Origin of the sequence: Nocardiopsis alborubida, assembly GCF_012396365.1 — a bacterium.
GTDB lineage: Bacteria > Actinomycetota > Actinomycetes > Streptosporangiales > Streptosporangiaceae > Nocardiopsis > Nocardiopsis alborubida.
In genome coordinates this window covers 18070-34571 of record NZ_JAAXPG010000047.1, presented here as the reverse complement: position 1 = coordinate 34571, position 16502 = coordinate 18070, and the positions used below count along the sequence as shown (strand labels likewise).

Here is a 16502-nt window from a genome sequence, read left to right as displayed (position 1 = left end):
GCCCACGCACCGTGATCTTGTACCTGTAGCGAGTCTCGACGGTCGAGACTCGCTATAAGTACAAGATCACCGCAGGTCAAAGGCCCACGCCTCACACCGGTACCGGTCCCGGACCGGCCTCTGGCGGGCCCGGCGGTCGGTGGGGACGCCGAGCACCCCGGGCGTCGACGTCCACCCGCTCGGCCCCGGCGCCGAAGCCGGGCACGTACACGCGGCCCTCCGGGCTCTGGCCCGCGCGGACGTGGGAGTCCCGGGAGCGAGTGGAGGAGTCCCGGGAGAACGCGCTGAGCCGGTACGGCCTCCCCCGGGCCCCGGCGCGCACCGCGTGGCGCACGGCGCCCGTGGCGGGATCGGCCACCGAAACCAACATCGTGTGTGATGTCATCAACACACTGGAGGTTCTCCCGCGGGCGCGCCCTTATGGACATCTGACGGCACTTTGCCCACTCTGGGGCGATGAGCCTTATGAGTCGACTCCAACGGGCTGACAAGAAGGTCTACGACCGCGTGACGGGGATGGGGCCCGCGTCCCTGGACGCCTACACCCCCAAGTTCGTGCAGGCGACGGACAACATGGCGCCGTGGTTCCTGATGTCGGCCACCCTCGCCGCCACGGGCGGCCCCAGGCTGCGGCGCACCGCCCTGCGCGCGATCCTGGCCGCGGGCACCGCCAACCTGGTCTCGGCGGGGGTCAAGCAGCTGTCGGGGCGCACCCGCCCGGACAACTCGGCCGTCCCGGCCGCGCGCAGCCCCTACCGTTCCTACCCGAGCACCTCCTTCCCCTCCGGGCACACCGCCGCGGCCGCGGCCTACGCGGCCGGGGTCATGACGGACGCGCCCAAGCCGCTGGCCGGGCTGGTCGCGCTCCTGGCGGGCGGGGTGGCGTTCTCACGCGTGCACAGCGGCGTCCACTACCCCGGCGACGTGCTCGCCGGGATGGCCATCGGGTGCGGCGCGGCCCTGCTCGCCGGGACGGTGGTACCGCCCCGCCCCGAACTGGTCTTCGGCGCGCGCACCGTCGCCGACGGGGAGACCGACGTGGACCGCGAGGGGTCCGGGGTGACGGTGGTGGTCAACCCGCGTTCGGCCTCGGGCACGGTGCCCGGGCTGACCGTCGCCGACGTCACGAGCAAGGTGGCGCGGGCGCTGCCCAAGGCGCGGATCATCCCGCTGTCGGCGGACGACGACGTGGTCGGGGTCATGGACCAGGCCGCGCGCACCAGCGAGGTGCTGGCGGTGGCGGGCGGCGACGGCACCGTCAACGCCGGGGCGCGGGCGGCGCTCGACCACGACCGCCCGCTGCTGGTGCTGCCGGACGGCACCCTCAACAACTTCGCCCGCACGCTGGGGCTGTCCTCGGTGGACATCGCGCTGCGGGCCTTCGACGACGGGTGGCTGGCCCGGGTGGACGTGGGCGAGGTGGACGGCCGGATCTTCCTCAACACGTCCTCGTTCGGCTCCTACCCGCGCATGGTGGACCGGCGCGACAAGTGGGCCGACCGGATCGGCAAGTGGCCCGCGTTCGCGCTGGCCCTGTGGCAGGACCTGCGGGAGGTGAGTCCGATCTCCGCGGTGGTCGACGGCGAGCCCACCAAGGTGTGGTGGGCGTTCGTGGGCAACTGCCAGTACCGCACGCACGGCCGGGTGCCCGCGCTGCGCGAGCAGCTGGACGACGGGCGGCTGGACGTGCGGGTGCTCACCGCCCGGGCGCCCTTCCCGCGGCTGCGCGCCGTCGCGGACGTGCTGCTGGGCAAGTTCGCGCACGGCGAGGGCTACTCCGAGCGGCTGACCACGGGGCTGACGCTGACCATCCCGGGCGAGCCCAGGCTGCTGGCCGTGGACGGCGAGGTCGTGGAGGGCTCGCGCACGGTGGTCTTCACCAAGCGGCACGCGGCCCTGCGGGTCTTCGTGCCCACGACCGAGACCAACCGGTGAACACCGGCACGCCGCCGGCCCCGACCGTCAGCGGCGGCGCCGGCAGGAGCTCCGGGAGGAGTCCCGGCCGGTGTCGCCGCCCAGCAGGAGGCTGAGCCCGGCCCCCAGCAGCCACGCGTCCTTGGACAGGGGCAGCCCCTGCTCGGTCGGGCGCAGGCTCTGGGGGCGCCGCATGCCCGGGGTGCGCAGGTACAGGCCGAGCAGGCCCGCGGCGAACGCGGTCAGGCCCGCGCCCGCGACGCGGCTCGGGACGACGGGGATCAGCAGGGCGGCGCCCAGGGCGATCTCACCGGCCGACAGCAGCCGGGCGAAGGTGGTGGGGTCGACTTCCTTGAGGAAGGGGTAGGTCCCCGCCGCCATCCCGTGGAGGCCCTGCGCGGTCTCCTCGTCGGCGCCGCGCTTCTCCAGTCCGGAGTTGAGGACGAACGCCCCCGTGATGACGCGCAGCGGCAGGTCGCGGTTGCTGAGGGGCAGGTTCATGTCGCTCCAACACCTGGTCGGGTCCGTGGCGTGCCCGGTCGGCCGGAGCCGGCCCGGCCGTACTGGTGACAGCCCTTTTCGGTCACTGACAGTCAGGGGAATGCTACCGACCACGGGCCGTGCGGGCGGGCCGCGACCCGCCGGGGCCGCCGGATCCCGGCGGTGTCAGCGGGTGCCGGACCGCTCCCCCGCGCCCAGGCGTTCGACGGTGCGGACCAGGTCCCGCCAGGCCTGGGAGGTGTCGGGTCCGCCCTGGTGGGGCGCGGAGAACCAGTCGACGAACTCGACGACGTCGCGCAGGTCCCAGCGCAGCCGGTACAGCTCCAGCAGCGCGCGGTCGGGCTCGTGCCCGCTGGCCTCGGCGTAGCGGGCCAGTTCGGCGGGGTCGCCGGTGACCAGCCACAGGTCGCGTTCGGGGGCGGCCAGGCCGACGGTGTCCCAGTCGACCAGGAGCGGGCGGTCCCCGCGCCACAGCAGGTTGCCGGGGTGGGGTTCGCCGTGGGTGAGGACCGCGGCCGCGCCCTCCAGGGCGGCGGCGCCGCGGTCGGACTCGGCCAGGCGCTCGCGCAGCACCGCGGCGTGCTCGGCGAGCAGGTCGGCGGTGGGCGCGGCGTGGGGTCCCGCGTCGCCGATCGCGGCGGGGCGGTCCAGGAGCGCGGCCAGCCGGTCCTGTCCGGGGAGCCGGGCCTCGACGGCGGGCGCGTCGCCCGGGGCGCTCCGGTGCAGCTGGGCGAGGGTGTCCAGGAGCCGGGCCCGCCGGTCGTCGGCCAGTTCCTGACCGAAGCCGCCGGACTCGCCCTCCACGTGGGGGAAGACGCTGAGCGCGTACCGGTCGCCGACCGGGACGACGGTGTCCCCGCCCGGGGTGCGCAGGGGCGCGACGACGAACCCGAGCCCCTCGTCGTCGTGCAGCCGGGCGGCGGTGTCCATGGCCCGGGCGAGACGCCGCCGCACCGAGGCCGGGTCCGGGCCCAGGAAGGACTTGTGGGCGAGGTCGGCCACGGTGGTGAACCACCGGCGGTCCGAGGTGTCGGTGACGCTCCAGTGGTGGTCGCCGAAGCCCAGGGGGACGTGGTCGAGCGCGGTCGCGTGGATGCCCCACACCGCCAGCGCGTCGTGCATGCGTGGTTCCAGGTCCGTCAGCCGTTCGCGCATGCGGCGAAACTACCAGCCGGTCCGCGCCGAGGCCGGGAACGTCCGGCGGGGTGCGGCGGGGTGCGGCGCGTCCGCGAGACCTCCTCGGGAAGGCCGGGTCGGGTCAGGGCACCAGTCCGTACACGGTGGTGGTCTCCTCCAGGCCGTGGGCGGTGACGGCACCGGGGACGGGCAGGAGCCGCAGGTCCACGGCGGAGCCGATCCCGATCACCGTCCCGCCGTCCTCTGACGCGCCCCGCTCCTCCCCGAGCGGAACCACGCGCACGGACGCCGAGGGATCGCCGCCCCGCACCTCCTGCTCCTCGTGCGGTACCAGGAGGGTGTCCCCCACGGCGACGGCGTCGCTGGGATCGTCCAGCCCCGAAGGCGGTTCGGGGACCACGGTGGTGCGGACCAGCGCGCCGGAGGGGTCGACGTGATGGACGAGGTACTCGTCGTGTCCGCCGCCCTCGACGTGGACCGCGCCGCCGGTGTCGGCGTGGACGCGTCCCCGGTATCCCGAACGGATGACCCGGTACTCCTGGCTGGCCCCGTCGTCATCCTCCAGCAGGAACTCCGGGAACTCGCCCGCCACCGCGCCCGTGCGCGGGTCCAGCAGGGTGACGGGACCGGAGTCGGAACCGACGCCCACCACGGGGTGCTCCCCCTCCGACACGGCGTGCTCCTCCCAGAAGATCCGCAGGGAGCCGCTCGGGTACGGGTCCCCGACCTCCGTGCGCCACCTCTGCTCCCCGGTACGCGCGTCCAGGCCGAGAACGACGAGGGGCCGGACATCCGGCTCCCCCCGGCACAGGTACGCCGCCAGGATCAGGCCCTCGTGGAGAAGGACCCGCCGTTCCGTGTCGCAGGCGCTCTCCGGGTCCTGGGGGGTGAAGGTCCACAGCCCGCCCTCTCCGGCGTCGCCGTACGCGACCAGCGTTCCCGGCTCCTCGTCGGAGCCCGTGTGGAGGCTGCCCGTGGGAAGGACACCGAGGAAGTGGTGGTCCCCGGTGCCGAACCGCTCCTCAGGCGGCGCCGCCACCTCCCTGGTGATCTCGCCGGTGGCCGTGTCGACCACGGTCATCCGCCCGCTCCCGCTGTCGTCGGGGTCCTGCCGGTAACTCACGTACGCCAGGTCGCCCCCCATGGACGCGCCCGCGCTCGTGTGCCAGCCGAAGGGGAGGCGGTAGGTCCACAGCTCCTCACCGGTCGCGCCGTCCAGGCCGACCATTCCGTCCCCGAGCAGCACGACCGGCCCGCGCGGCCCGGCCACGACCCGCTCGACCCTGGTGTCCTCGGGCCCCTCCCAGGTCCAGCCCACCCGGGTGACCGCGGTCGGCGTGCCCGGAGCGGCCCCGGGAGCGGCGACCACGTGCTCCACGGGCTGGTGGGTGGCCTCGGAGACGGCAGCCCACCCGGCCGCGGCCACGGCCAGGACACCGGCGGCGAACCCCGTCCAGGCACGCCCGCCCGGCCGGGGGCGCGGGCGGCGCACGGCGAGGAGCAGCGCCAGGAAGCCCAGCGCGAACGCGCACAGCGCCACCCACTGGAGGCTTCCCGTGACCGACGGCGTCCAGGTGTCCCCGTTCTCCGTGAGCCGGGCGAAGGCGTCGCGCGGGAAGGAGCGGTAGGCCAGGTACGACAGCAGCACGGCACCCGCCGCCAGAGCCGTGAGGCGGAGCGGCGATCCGGGGCCGCGGTCCGGACCGGCTTTCCCCGGCACCGGGCGGCGCAGCACCAGGACCAGCAGTGCCAGTCCGGCAGGGAACGCCACGAGCAGGGACGGGCCCGGCCCCAGGCCCTCCTCCGGATCCCGCAGGAACAACAGGACCACCGAGAGCGGAAGGGCGCCGGCGACGAGTCCCGTTCCGGCCCAGGCGAGGAGGGCGGAGAGGAGGGGGCGGGCCGCGCGGCGCGGTCCCGGCCGGTCTCCGGTCCGGGGAGCCGCCCCGTCGCCGCGGCTCCGCGGGCCCTCCCCGCGCTCCGGAGGTTCCCCGGGAGCGTTCGCGTCCCGCTGCCCGCCGCCGGAACCGGCCTCGGGCGCCCCTCCCTCCCGGGAGGAACCCGGGGAGGTCCCCGTCTCGCTGTTCACGTGTTCGTCCGCTCCCTGGCCCGTCCGAGGGCGTGCGCGTGCGCCCGAAGGCACACGAACCGGATATGCGGTCGTCACGATAACAGCGCGTACGGGCGCCGTTTCCCTCACCGACCGGTTCCGGCCACGGCTGACCCGGGAAGCGCTGTACCCTCTTCCTTCTTCTCCCCCCTGAGGGCCGCGGACGCGAGGAGGACCACCATGGGCCAGACCGGGCACACCGGACCGGAGGCGGCGAGCCTGACCGAGGTCGTCGACGGCGTGTACGCCTGGGTGCAGCCGGACGGCACCTGGTGGGTCAACAACGCGGGCGCCGTCGCCGGGGACGACGGGCTCCTGGTGGTGGACACCTGCGCGACCGAGGCCCGCACCCGCGCGTTCCTCGGCGCCCTGGCGCGCGCCACCGGCGGCGCGCCCGTCCGGTGGGCGGTCAACACCCACCAGCACGGCGACCACACCTACGGCAACAGCCTGCTGCCCGAGTCCGCCGCGCTCATCGGGCAGGCCGCCATGCGCGAGGCGCTCGCGCACGACCCGATCCTCGACGCCTGCCCGCCGTTCTGGTCGCCCCCGCCGGACTGGGGCAACGTCACCCGGCGCCTGCCGTCGATCGTGCTCGACCGGGAGCTGACCGTCCACACCGGCGGGCGGCGCGTGGAGCTGCGCCATCCCGGCCACACCGCGCACACCCCCGGCGACGTGGTGGCCTGGCTGCCCGAGGAGCGCGTGCTGTTCACCGGCGACCTGGTCTTCCACGGGCTGACCCCGCTGGTGTTCATGGGTTCGTTGGAGGGAGCGCTGCGCTCGCTGGAGTGGCTGCACGCGTTCGGCCCCGAGCACGTGGTCCCCGGGCACGGACCACTGCTGGGCGCCGCCGAGCTGGACGCGGTCCTGGGCGCCCACGAGCGCTACTACCGGTTCGTGCTGGACACCGCCCGGGACGGGGTCGCCCGGGGGCTCACCCCGCTGGAGAACGCCAGGGCCTGCGACCTGGGCGGGTTCCGCGACTGGGACGACGCCGAGCGCATCGTGCTCAACCTGCACCGCGCCCACGCCGACCTCACCGGAACCGACATGGACCTCGTCGCGGCGCTGTCCGACGCCGTCGAGTGGAACGGGGGCCTGATGCCCACGAGCCTCTGAGCGCCCCGTCCGGTCACCGCGCCCTCTCGCCGATCCCCCGACTTGGTGAAATCACCGTAAACGTGCGCCAAGTCGACGCCGTACCACCAACGCGCGCACTCCCGGATGTTTCGCTTGCCGTGACAGGGCATCACCGTGGGTGACGAGGGGGAACGCCATGGCGGAGGCGACCGGGGAGGACGCGCGCGCACGGCGGCGCGGCCCCCGCAGCAACTGGGTGCCGCTGGGCGCGGCCGCGGCGGCGATCGCGCTGCTGGTGGTGGCCTGGCCGCTGGTCAACGCACTCCTGCCCGGCTCGGAGTCCGTTCCCTCCGGCGAACCGGTGCCCGTGGGATCGGCGGGCGGCTACCGGGCCTCCCTCACCTTCCCCCAGGAGGGCTGGCACCTGAACACCGGTTCCAGCCAGGCCGGGCAGATCTACCGCTTCCACCGGGGCCCGGTGGAGCTGACGCTCAACTCGGTCACCCCCGTGACCTCACCCCCGCCCAGCCTGGAGGAGCTGTGGGCGGGCCTGCGGCGGATCGTGCGCGCCGGTGAGGCGACGGCGCGCCTGGGCGACCCCGAGGCCATCTCCACCCGGGAGGGCGTCGAGGGGCTCACCGGGGCCCTGGAGAGCCGCGAGGGGGACGGCGCCGCGGTGGTCTACCCCTCCCCCGACGGACAGCTGGCCGTGGAGATGACCCTGGCCGGACGCGAGGCGACCCCGGCCGACCTCAGCGCGGTCGCCGACGTCGCGCGCTCGGTCTCCTTCACCAGGGAGGGCTCGTGAACCCCGAACCCGACGAGCGCCCGGCCGCGACGGACCGGGGCTCCGTGCCCTCGCCGCGCAGCGCCCGCCAGGACGAGTCCAGGCCCCGGCACGCCTCGGAGCGGCCGCCGGAGGGCGGACGCGCCCGCGGGCAGCGGCTGCCCGCGCTGGCGGCGCTCGTCCTGATCGGAGTGCTGTGCGCGGTGGGCCTAGGCTACCTGGCGCTGCGGTTCACCGGGCTGGTGCGCGTCTTCTTCTCCGAGGCGGCGCTGGCGGTGTTCCTGGGACTGGTGACGCTGGCCTTCGGGTTCTGGGTGCTGCGCCGCATCCGTCCGGTGCGCGACCCCGCCCTGGACGCCTCCGTGGCCGCGGTGGCCTGGGGTCTGACCGCCGCGACGGCGGGCGGGGTCGTCGCCAACGCGGGTCTGGGCTCGATCTGGGCCAAGAGCCTGGGACTGCCCTTCTCCGAGGTCTGGGGGGCGGCCCTGACCGCCCCGCTCAACGAGGAACTGCTCAAGCTCGCCGGGATCGTGCTGGTCGCGGTGGCCTTCCCCGCCGCGGTGCGCGGCCCGGTGGACGGGTTCGTGATCGGCTCCCTGGTGGGGTTGGGCTTCGAGGTGACGGAGAACTTCGTCTACTCGATGAACGCGATCGTCCAGGCGGGCGGCACGGGCGGACTGACTCCGGTGGTGCAGACGACCGTGGTGAGGCTGGTCCTGACCGGGCTGGGCTCGCACTGGGCGATGTCGGCGGTCGCGGGCACCGCCGTGGGCCTGCTGGCGGCCGTGGCGTGGCGGCCCGGCAGGCGCCGGGCGGTGGCCGCCGCCCTCCTGGTGGTCCTGGCGATGGCCCTGCACTGGCTGCTGGACTCGCCGCTGTTCTCCGGTGTCGGCGGCGTCGTGTTCAAGGTCGCGGTGGTCTTCCTGACCACGATGGCCGTGTACTTCACCGTCCGGCAGGCCTACCGGCACCGGGTGCGCGCGGCACTGGCCTCCGAGGGCGGGGCGCTGGGCATGCGGCGGTCGGCGGCGACGGCCCTGGCCAACCGGCACGGCCGCGTCAGGGAGCTGCGCCACGTGGCGGACCCTGAGCGGCCCGCCGTGGAACGGCGCCAGGAGCAGATGCTGGCGATCGCCGAGGACCGGGCGGTGCGCCGGACGCCGTGACCGGCGGTCGGGTGCGGACCGGACGGCGTGCGGACCAGAGGGTGCGCGAACCGGGCCGTGTACGGGCCGGGTGGCGCAAGGACCGGGTGGCGCGCGGACCGAACGGCGCGCGGACGGCACCGGTCACGGCCCGCGAACGCCCGCGTGGACGGAGCCGCGGATTTTCATCGGCCGTTACCTGGGCATAACGTGCCCCATGGGTGAGCGAGCACGGAGGGGCACGGGGACGACACCGCCGAGGACCGGGCGGGGGCGCACGCGCGACCCCAGCCTCACGCCGCGGGCCATGGCGGCGGCGCTGGTCGAGTACGGAAGAGCGGGCTGGGCCGCGTTCACCCTGGACGGGGTGGCCCGCCGGGCGGGGGTGGGCAAGGCCGCCCTGTACCGGCGCTGGCCGACCAAGGAACGCCTGCTCGCCGACGCCATCGAGGAGCACACCCGGCCGCCCGCCACGGCCGACACCGGAAGCCTGCGCGGCGACACCCGCGCGCTGGCCTCGGCCCTGCTCGGCCACTTCCTGGCCCCGTCGGGCTGGGTCACCCTGCGCGTGGCCGTGGACGCCACCACCGGGATGGAGACCTTCGTGGGGCTCCAGGAACGGCTGGTGCGCGTGCACCGCGACGGGATGGCGGACATGGTGCGCAGGGCCGTCGAACGCGGCGAGCTGGTCCCGGGCACCGACACCGAGCCCTTCACCGAGGCGCTGTACGGGACGGTCCTGGTGCACGCGCTGACCATGGGCCCCGGCCAGCGCGAACGCGCCCGCGAACACGTGGACGAGCACGCGTTCCCGCTGGCCGACTACGTGCTGGCCCCGTTGGTGGGCGGGGCCGGCAGGACCTCCGGGGGCGGAGCGGGGGCCGCCGGCCGCGAGGGGCGCCGGTAACCGCGCGGCGCCTCCGCGCGCCCCGGCACCGGGGCGGCCGACCGCGAGGAGAGACCGGTGACCGCGCGGCCGTTCCCAACAGGCAGGCGATGTCCCCATCGCGCAGGGGTCCGCGGGACGGGACGGGCCGCCCCGCTACGATGCGGCGCATGCGTTCCCCTTCCCGCCCCTTCCCTGTGCTCGCACTCGCCTGTGCCCTCGCCCTGTCCGCCTGCTCGGCACGGGGCGGGGAGGACGCGCCCGAGCCTCCCGAGCCATCGGTGATCAGTCCCGACTCCGCCGTCCTCTGCCAGGAGACCGGCGACTGCGGACAGGCGGGGTCGGTGCGCTGGTCCCGGCCCCTGGAGGGCGACTTCTACCTGGATCAGTTCGAGGAGAGCGGGCCGTTGCTCCGGCCCGCCAGGCACTGGCTGGACTACAGGTACCCCGACCCCGGGGCGGTGGAGGCCGACGGGGTCCTCTACCTGCACACGGCTGACACGATCGTCGCGGTGGACACCGCCACCGCCGCGATCCTGTGGACCGAGTCCGCGGGCGTCGACGTGTCGTGGTTCCGGCTGGTCGGGTCGACCCTGGTGATAACCCCCGTCGAGGGTCAGGGCCGGGTGGACGCGCTTCGTTTCTGGGAGGTGGACCGCGACGGCGCCCGGGCGGTGGAGTCGGACCTGCCCGAGGACCTCGATCACGAGGCCGTCCTGGCCAGCGACGACACACACCTGGTCCTGAGGGAGGCGCTGCCCCACGACAGCGAGGACGACCCCCGCTACTTCCTGGTCGAGGCGGCCACCGGCCGGGTCGAGTGGTCCGCGCGGCTGGCGCCCTGGGGCTCCCCCGCCGTGGCTGATGAAACCCTGTACCTGGAGTACTCCCCCCAGGAGGAACCCTCCTACGTCACCGCGGTGGTGGACGGAGAACAGGTCGCGGAGTTCGAGATCCCGGAGGAGCCCGGGCCGGGCAGTGAGCTGTGGGCCGTCCCCGACGGACCGCTCCTGTTCGACACACCCGGCTGCGCCTCCGGGGAGGGCTGCGAGGAGAAGCGGATCACCGCCGTCGACCCCGCCGACGGCGAGGTGCTGTGGACCCATACAGCACCCGGAGAGGTCGTCTCGGTCTCCGCGGAGCCGGATCCCCGGGTGTTCGTCCACGACGAGGACGGCTACCGGGCTCTGGACGCCGACAACGGCCGGGTCCTCGCCGAAGACGGCGAGATCGACGCCGCCAGGCTCCTGGCCGGGTACGGCGCCGAGCGACATGAGCTGGACGGTGAGACGCACATGACCCTCCAGGAGTACAACCTGCTTCCGTTCCGGCCCACCGGCCCCGGCGTGGACACCGACCCGCTGAGAGGGCTGGCCGCGGGAGCCGGACACCTGACCGCCTACCCCGGACCGGACGGCGGTGTCGTGGGCGTCTACGCCGGCTGCGCCCCGGACGGGCTGCGCCCGCCGGCGATGGACGCGCCCACGGGCGCCACCACATGCGTCAAGCCCCGCCTGTTCGCGGTGGACTACTGATCCGGACACGGGTGCGGCCCCGCGTCCGCGTGGCGTGGGGCCGCATGTCCGTGGAGCGGCGGGGGCCTTACAGCCCGGCCCCGCACAGGGGCTCCGCGCAGCGCAGGTAGCGCGCCTCGGACTCGATGTCGACACCGCCCATGAAGCGGGTACTCACCTCCCCGTCCGCCCACAGCATGTGCGGGCGGTCCCGGTCGTCCAGGGCCAGCGCGGTCAGGCTCGGCTCCGCCTCCGTCAGCTCCAGCAGCGGGGCCGAGGAGGTCTGCGAGCAGCCGCGGTCCAGGCAGGACAGCAGCACCAGCCGCTCCCGGGTGAAATCGGGGGTGAGCAGGTGGGCCCGGTCCCGGGAGTCCACGGCCAGCCCCGGCACCGGGCGCGCCCAGCCGGTTCCGGTGACGGCGGTGTCGGTGAACTCCGAGCACAGCGCGTCGTGGCAGTCCACCAGGTGCGCCCGGCCGCCCTGGGGGTCCCGGTAGGCCAGGACCGGGGTGCCGTCGGAGCGCAGCTCCACGCGGGCCCCGAACCGGCTCCGGAAACGGCTGTCGTGCTCGCCGTAGAACCGGTCCCCGTGGATCCGGGTGATCTCCGGGTCCGTGCACGCCCGCTCGGCGCAGGCCACCAGGGACAGCGATCCGCGGGCGGTGTCGGTCACGGCCATCGCGTACCCGCCCCCCGGGTAGGCGGCCAGGGCCAGGAACTCGCCGTCGGTGAGGAAACCACCGGCGGCCATCTCCGCGGGGAACAGGACCACCTCAGGATCCGCGCAGGCGATGTCCTCGCACAGGTGCAGACGCAGTCCGCCCCGGTCCTGCTCAAGGCTCACACCGAGCTCCGGCGGGTCGTAGCGCTTGACGGAGGAGGCCACCAGCAGGCGCCCGTCGGCCAGCGGGGTGACCGCGGAGGCGACGTGGTGTTGACCCTCCGGGTACGGGCGGACCAGGGCCTCCTCGTCGGGATCCGCGCACTTCGTGATGTCGGCGCAGGAGAGCAGGTAGAGCCCCGAGTCCGGGTGCGGGGCGTAGCGGTCCGCCTCCTCCTCCACGTCCTCGTGCTCGTACTCGCGCCAGACGGTCCACAGGGCGCCGCCGTCCACGACGCGCACGCCGTCACCCATCCAGCTCCGCTCGCCCTGGGCCACGGCACGGCACCGGGGGTCGCACACCTCCATGTTCACGTAGCTGGTCGCGACGCCGAGCAGTGCGCCCTCCCCGGTCGGCTCCAGGCTCACCGACAGTTCGTCGCCGTCGACGCTGGCGACCGGATGGGCGTCCATCTCCGGCAGCCCGAACGGGTTGGCTTCCAGCAGGCCGGGGCCGAGCAGAGGCGGGCCGAACACGGCCAGGGCCAGGGCGGGGACCAGGACCAGCCGGGGTCCGCTGAAAACAGAGTCGGAGGAGCGTCCGGACACGGAGGCCGCAGGCGCGGGCAGGTGCTCACCGGCCCGGACCAGGTCCGCATCGCGCACGGTCGGATGGACCGCGTACCGCACCCCCGCGTACGTGTCCCCGCCCGGTACGCGGTCCTGGCCTGGTGCGGTGTAGGGGCTCTCGAAGTCGCAGTAGGCCACGGGGGCGCAGCCCAGGAGCAGCGACAGCGGGGCCACCACCAGACCGACCAGCAGGGTGACGGCCAGCAGCGCCGGGCTGCCGTCCGCGAGGTCCGTCCACCGCGGCAGGACCCGTTCCAGGACCGCTCCGGCCAACACCGACACCCCGTAGGAGAGACCGACGAGGAGCAGGTGGACGCCGACCCGGTGCCGCGCCAGGCGGCAGGCCTCCAGCAGGGCCCGGAAGGGTCCGTGCCCCTCCACCAGGGCCAGTGGCAGCGACACCGTCAACGGGACCAACACGGCCAGCAGCAGCCCCAGGACCAGGATCGCCGTCAGCACCGGCGGCCAGTCCGAGACCAGGGCCCACAGGTAGAGCGCCAGAGAACCCGACACCAGGAAGACCAGCAGCAGGACCCAGGTCAGAACGGTGAAGTAGCGTCGCCGCGCCCCCTGCCAGGCCTGGCGCGGTGAGATCCGTCGGCCGAGCAGGGCGGCGGTTCCCAGCAGGACGGAGCCCCCCAGGGAGAACGGCGCGACCGCCAGCCCGAGCAGCGCGACGACCCCGGTGGCGGCCACGAGGGCGGGGGCGAGCGGGTCCGCGGCGGACTCCAGCAGGCCGTTGAGGTAGGCGCCGTCACGGGCTGGCGCCACCACCAGGGCCTGGCTCAACAGCGTGACCGGGACCGCGGGCAGAGCCGCCACCACCAGCAGGGCCCACAGCCGCCGTGCGTAGGTGGCGAGCACCCGGAGGAGCAGGGGACCCAGTTCCCGGTACAGGACCAGGTCGGCCGGGGCCGCTGCGGCGCTTCCCTCTTCTGAGCCGTCCTCGTGGGGACCGTTCCGCGCCTCCACCGCCGTGTCCTCGCCGTCCGGGCTGTCCATCGGTACCTCGTTTCCGTCACGTGTGCGACGGCAGACTACTGGCCGAGGGAACCGCGCTCGGCGCCCGGGCCGATGAGCGCGGAGGGGCAGCCGCATGAGCACGGAGGGGACGGCCGCACGAGCGCCTCGGCCGCCTCCGCGAGGGTCTCGTCCGGCTCCTCCCCCGGAGCGGACGAAGGAGGTGTGTACGGCAAGCGGTCCGCGCCGAACCGGCGCGGCACGGACCCCGTTCCAGACGCCGCCCCGGGGCGCGCGGCAGGCGCTGGCCCTGCGGTCCGGCGGTCCTGCGATCCGGCGGTCAGTCCCGCGGGCGCAGCCAGCGCTGGAGCAGGGTGCCCTCGGACTCGATGAGCACACCGGGCACGAGCGGCGCGTCGGCCGCCGTGCCGACCGCGACGCGCTGCTGGACTCCCCCGGCCATCAGCGGAACGACCGTCAGGCACATCTCGTCGAGCAGACCGGCGGCGGCCACGTCGGCCAGCAGGCGGGGCCCTCCCTCGCACAGGATCCGGGGCAGGCCGCGCCGGACCAGGGCGTCGACCGCGGCGCGCAGGTCCACGCGCTCGCGCCCGCACACCAGCACCCGGTCCTCACCCAGGGTGCCGCGCGCCCGGTCCAGGGCCTCGTCCCCGGCCGTCTCACAGGTCACCAGCAGCACTCCGCCGCCGTCCCCGGTCGGCTCGGCCAGCAGCGGCGGAACCCGTCCGGCGCCGCTGACCACGGCGATCTCGGGCCGCTCGGCGCGGCCCTCGGCGACGGCGCGGGCCGCCCTGTCGCCGCTGCGCGGGCCCGCCCGCCGGTAGCCCGCCTCGCGGGCGGTTCCGGCGCCGACCAGGACCACGTCGGCCAGGTCGCGCAGGAGCGTGAACACCACCAGGTCGGCGGGGGTGTTGAGGGCTTCGGTGCGGCCGTCGTTCCCGGCCGCCGCCCCGTCCAGGCTGGCGACCATGTTGGCGCGCAGCCAGGGCCGGTCGGGGTAGGCGTAGAGCCGTTCCAGGGCGGATGCGTCCACGGTGTCACCCGGCGAGGCCGCGCCGGGGGCGGCGTCGTTCATCAGCAGTCGCACGGCCACACCGCCACGAAGTACATGACCCCGAACGGGTCGTCGGCGTAGAGCACCCGCGGCCGCACCGGGCCGCCGTCGTCATCGGCGGCGTCGGCGGAGAGCGCGTGCGCCATGACCTGGAGCGCGGCCCGGCCCTGCGCCATCAGCTCGGCGGCCAGGGCCGGGTCCAGCCGGAGGAGGCCCTCCGAGTCACCCTCGGACAGGCAGCGGCGGACCTCCTCGTCGAAGGCGAAGGCGCGCTCGTCCGGGCGCACGAGGGCCCTGTCTCCGCGCCGGGCGCTGCCGTCGCCCAGGACGAGCAGGCCGATCCGTCCGGTGCGACCGGCGATCCGCCGCCCCAGCTCCTCCGCCTCGGCGGCGGAGGCGTCCCAGGCCACGCTGAGCATCTCCACGCGCCCGCGGTAGCCGACGGTGTCGAGCAGTCCTCGGGCCACGCCCAGGCTCGGCGGCAGCGTCAGCTCCCGGGGCACCCGCTCCCCCGTCCCGCCGAACTCGCGGACCGGCGCGAGCGCCTCGGTGTGCTCTCCGGAGACGTCGTGCCCGCCGACGACGACGAGGACGTCCGGCTCGGCGGCGGCCAGGGCCTCCACCGCCGACGCGCACTCCTTGCGCAGTTCGGCGAGCGGGTCCAGGCCGCCGCCGAGTTCGCGCAGGAGCAGCGGCGGGTGCGGACAGACGGCGGTCGCGACGATCACGCTTTCCTCCCTCACACCAGTCCCCGGACGGCCCTCGCGGGGGGACGGACCCCGCGGATGCTGGCGACCATGTCCAGCGTCTGCCGCGTCTGGGCCACCTCGTGCACGCGGTAGACCTGCGCCCCGTGCCAGGCGCACACGGCGGTCGCGGCGAGCGTGCCGGTCAGGCGCTCGCCGACGGGCAGGTCCAGGGTCTCGCCGACGAAGTTCTTGTTCGACAGCGACACCAGGACCGGTCGGCCGGTGGCGGTCATCTCGTCCAGGCGCCGGGTCAGCTCCAGCGAGTGCCAGGTGTTCTTGCCGAAGTCGTGCGCGGGGTCGATGATCGCCGACGCCGGGTGCACGCCGAGGGAGACCGCGCGCTCGGCCAGGGCGACCGTGTCCTCGACGGCCGAGCGCACCACGTCCTCGTAGCGCGTGCGGTGCGGCGGGGTGCGCGGGGCCGCGCCGCCGGTGTGGGTGCACACCAGGGCGGCGTCGAACTCGGCGGCGACCTCGGCCAGCTCCGGGTCGTACCCGCCCCAGGCGTCGTTGAGCAGGTCCGCGCCCGCCTCGCACACCGCCCGGCCCACGGACGCGCGCCAGGTGTCCACGCTGATCACCAGTTGGGGGAACTCGGCGCGGACGGCGGCCACGAAGTCGACCACGCGGCGCTTCTCCTCGTCGGCGCCGACCGGCTGGCCGTAGCCCGCCGTGACGCCGCCGATGTCCACGATGTCGGCGCCCTCGGCCACGACCCTGCGCACGCGTTCGAAGGCGGGACCGTCGTCCCAGGTGGCACCGTTGTCGTAGAAGGAGTCGGGGGTGCGGTTGACGATCGCCATGACCAGCGTCGTGCCCGCGTCGTACTCCCGACCGCGCAGTCTCAGCACCGGCCGCTCACTCTCTCTGTCTCCCTGTCGGCGTCGGACCGGCCGCTCGACCGGCGGGGCGGGGGCGGCGGCGGTCGCCGGCGTCCGCACCGGCACCCGCGCACGGGACCTCCCCCAGCGGCCAACACTAGGGCACGTCCGTCCGCGGGGGTCCGGCGACGCGTTCTTGTCCGCGCGGCCGGGCTCCGACGCACCCGCAGTTCTCCGACGGCGTGTCCGGACGGTGGCCGTTTACGGCCACGGGCGGAAGGGCGGGCGCCATCCGGGTTACCGTCACCCCAGGTGTGTTCCCCCGAGGAGATGGGCGCTCGCGATGGGCGAGAACGAGGAGAAGAAAACC

General features: G+C 74.9%; 14 protein-coding genes. 6 read left to right on the top strand and 8 right to left on the bottom strand.

What is annotated here, in order from left to right:
• Positions 1–91: 91 nt before the first annotated feature.
• Complete coding sequence (locus tag HGB44_RS30295; RefSeq protein WP_168444213.1) at positions 92–385, bottom strand: hypothetical protein; 294 nt, start codon at positions 383–385, stop codon at positions 92–94.
• Positions 386–465: 80 nt separating this feature from the next.
• Here HGB44_RS30295 and HGB44_RS30290 point away from each other — a divergent pair, with 80 nt between their 5' ends.
• On the top strand, positions 466–1935 hold the full coding sequence (locus HGB44_RS30290) for a phosphatase PAP2 family protein (protein ID WP_082768301.1): 1470 nt from the start codon (positions 466–468) through the stop codon (positions 1933–1935).
• Positions 1936–1962: 27 nt separating this feature from the next.
• Here HGB44_RS30290 and HGB44_RS30285 read toward each other — a convergent pair whose 3' ends face one another.
• The 3 genes from HGB44_RS30285 to HGB44_RS30275 form a co-directional block, all read right to left on the bottom strand.
• Positions 1963–2415: a hypothetical protein gene (locus HGB44_RS30285; RefSeq protein ID WP_061080096.1), complete on the bottom strand. Its 453-nt coding sequence runs from the start codon at positions 2413–2415 to the stop codon at positions 1963–1965.
• Positions 2416–2580: 165 nt separating this feature from the next.
• The gene (locus tag HGB44_RS30280; protein WP_061080097.1) at positions 2581–3570 is read right to left on the bottom strand and encodes a phosphotransferase; all 990 of its coding nucleotides are present in this window, start codon (positions 3568–3570) and stop codon (positions 2581–2583) included.
• Positions 3571–3673: 103 nt separating this feature from the next.
• Positions 3674–5641 (bottom strand): PQQ-binding-like beta-propeller repeat protein, encoded by a 1968-nt coding sequence (locus HGB44_RS30275; RefSeq protein WP_061080098.1) that lies wholly within the window; start codon positions 5639–5641, stop codon positions 3674–3676.
• 201 nt (positions 5642–5842) lie between these two features.
• Between HGB44_RS30275 and HGB44_RS30270 the strand changes: the two genes are divergently transcribed.
• The 5 genes from HGB44_RS30270 (at position 5843) to HGB44_RS30250 (ending at position 11098) form a co-directional block, all read left to right on the top strand.
• A complete protein-coding gene (locus HGB44_RS30270; RefSeq protein WP_061080099.1) occupies positions 5843–6784 on the top strand; it encodes an MBL fold metallo-hydrolase in 942 nt (313 codons plus the stop codon).
• Positions 6785–6941: 157 nt separating this feature from the next.
• On the top strand, positions 6942–7553 hold the full coding sequence (locus tag HGB44_RS30265) for a hypothetical protein (protein ID WP_061080100.1): 612 nt from the start codon (positions 6942–6944) through the stop codon (positions 7551–7553).
• The gene (locus HGB44_RS30260; protein WP_061080101.1) at positions 7550–8698 is read left to right on the top strand and encodes a PrsW family intramembrane metalloprotease; all 1149 of its coding nucleotides are present in this window, start codon (positions 7550–7552) and stop codon (positions 8696–8698) included. The genes HGB44_RS30265 and HGB44_RS30260 overlap by 4 nt, the downstream gene beginning before the upstream one ends.
• A 196-nt stretch (positions 8699–8894) precedes the next feature.
• Positions 8895–9584: a TetR/AcrR family transcriptional regulator gene (locus HGB44_RS30255; protein WP_231972383.1), complete on the top strand. Its 690-nt coding sequence runs from the start codon at positions 8895–8897 to the stop codon at positions 9582–9584.
• Between the two features lie 149 nt (positions 9585–9733).
• Positions 9734–11098, top strand: coding sequence for an outer membrane protein assembly factor BamB family protein (locus tag HGB44_RS30250; RefSeq protein ID WP_168444212.1), 1365 nt, complete (start codon positions 9734–9736; stop codon positions 11096–11098).
• A gap of 67 nt (positions 11099–11165) precedes the next feature.
• Here HGB44_RS30250 and HGB44_RS30245 read toward each other — a convergent pair whose 3' ends face one another.
• The 4 genes from HGB44_RS30245 to folP form a co-directional block, all read right to left on the bottom strand.
• The gene (locus tag HGB44_RS30245; protein ID WP_061080104.1) at positions 11166–13529 is read right to left on the bottom strand and encodes a hypothetical protein; all 2364 of its coding nucleotides are present in this window, start codon (positions 13527–13529) and stop codon (positions 11166–11168) included.
• Between the two features lie 298 nt (positions 13530–13827).
• Positions 13828–14601 (bottom strand): pyrimidine reductase family protein, encoded by a 774-nt coding sequence (locus HGB44_RS30240; protein WP_082768302.1) that lies wholly within the window; start codon positions 14599–14601, stop codon positions 13828–13830.
• A complete protein-coding gene (locus HGB44_RS30235) occupies positions 14583–15290 on the bottom strand; it encodes a class III extradiol ring-cleavage dioxygenase family protein (RefSeq protein WP_061080105.1) in 708 nt (235 codons plus the stop codon). The genes HGB44_RS30240 and HGB44_RS30235 overlap by 19 nt, the downstream gene beginning before the upstream one ends.
• Before the next feature lie 11 nt (positions 15291–15301).
• Complete coding sequence (gene folP / locus HGB44_RS30230) at positions 15302–16162, bottom strand: dihydropteroate synthase (RefSeq protein ID WP_061080106.1); 861 nt, start codon at positions 16160–16162, stop codon at positions 15302–15304.
• Positions 16163–16502 lie beyond the last annotated feature (340 nt).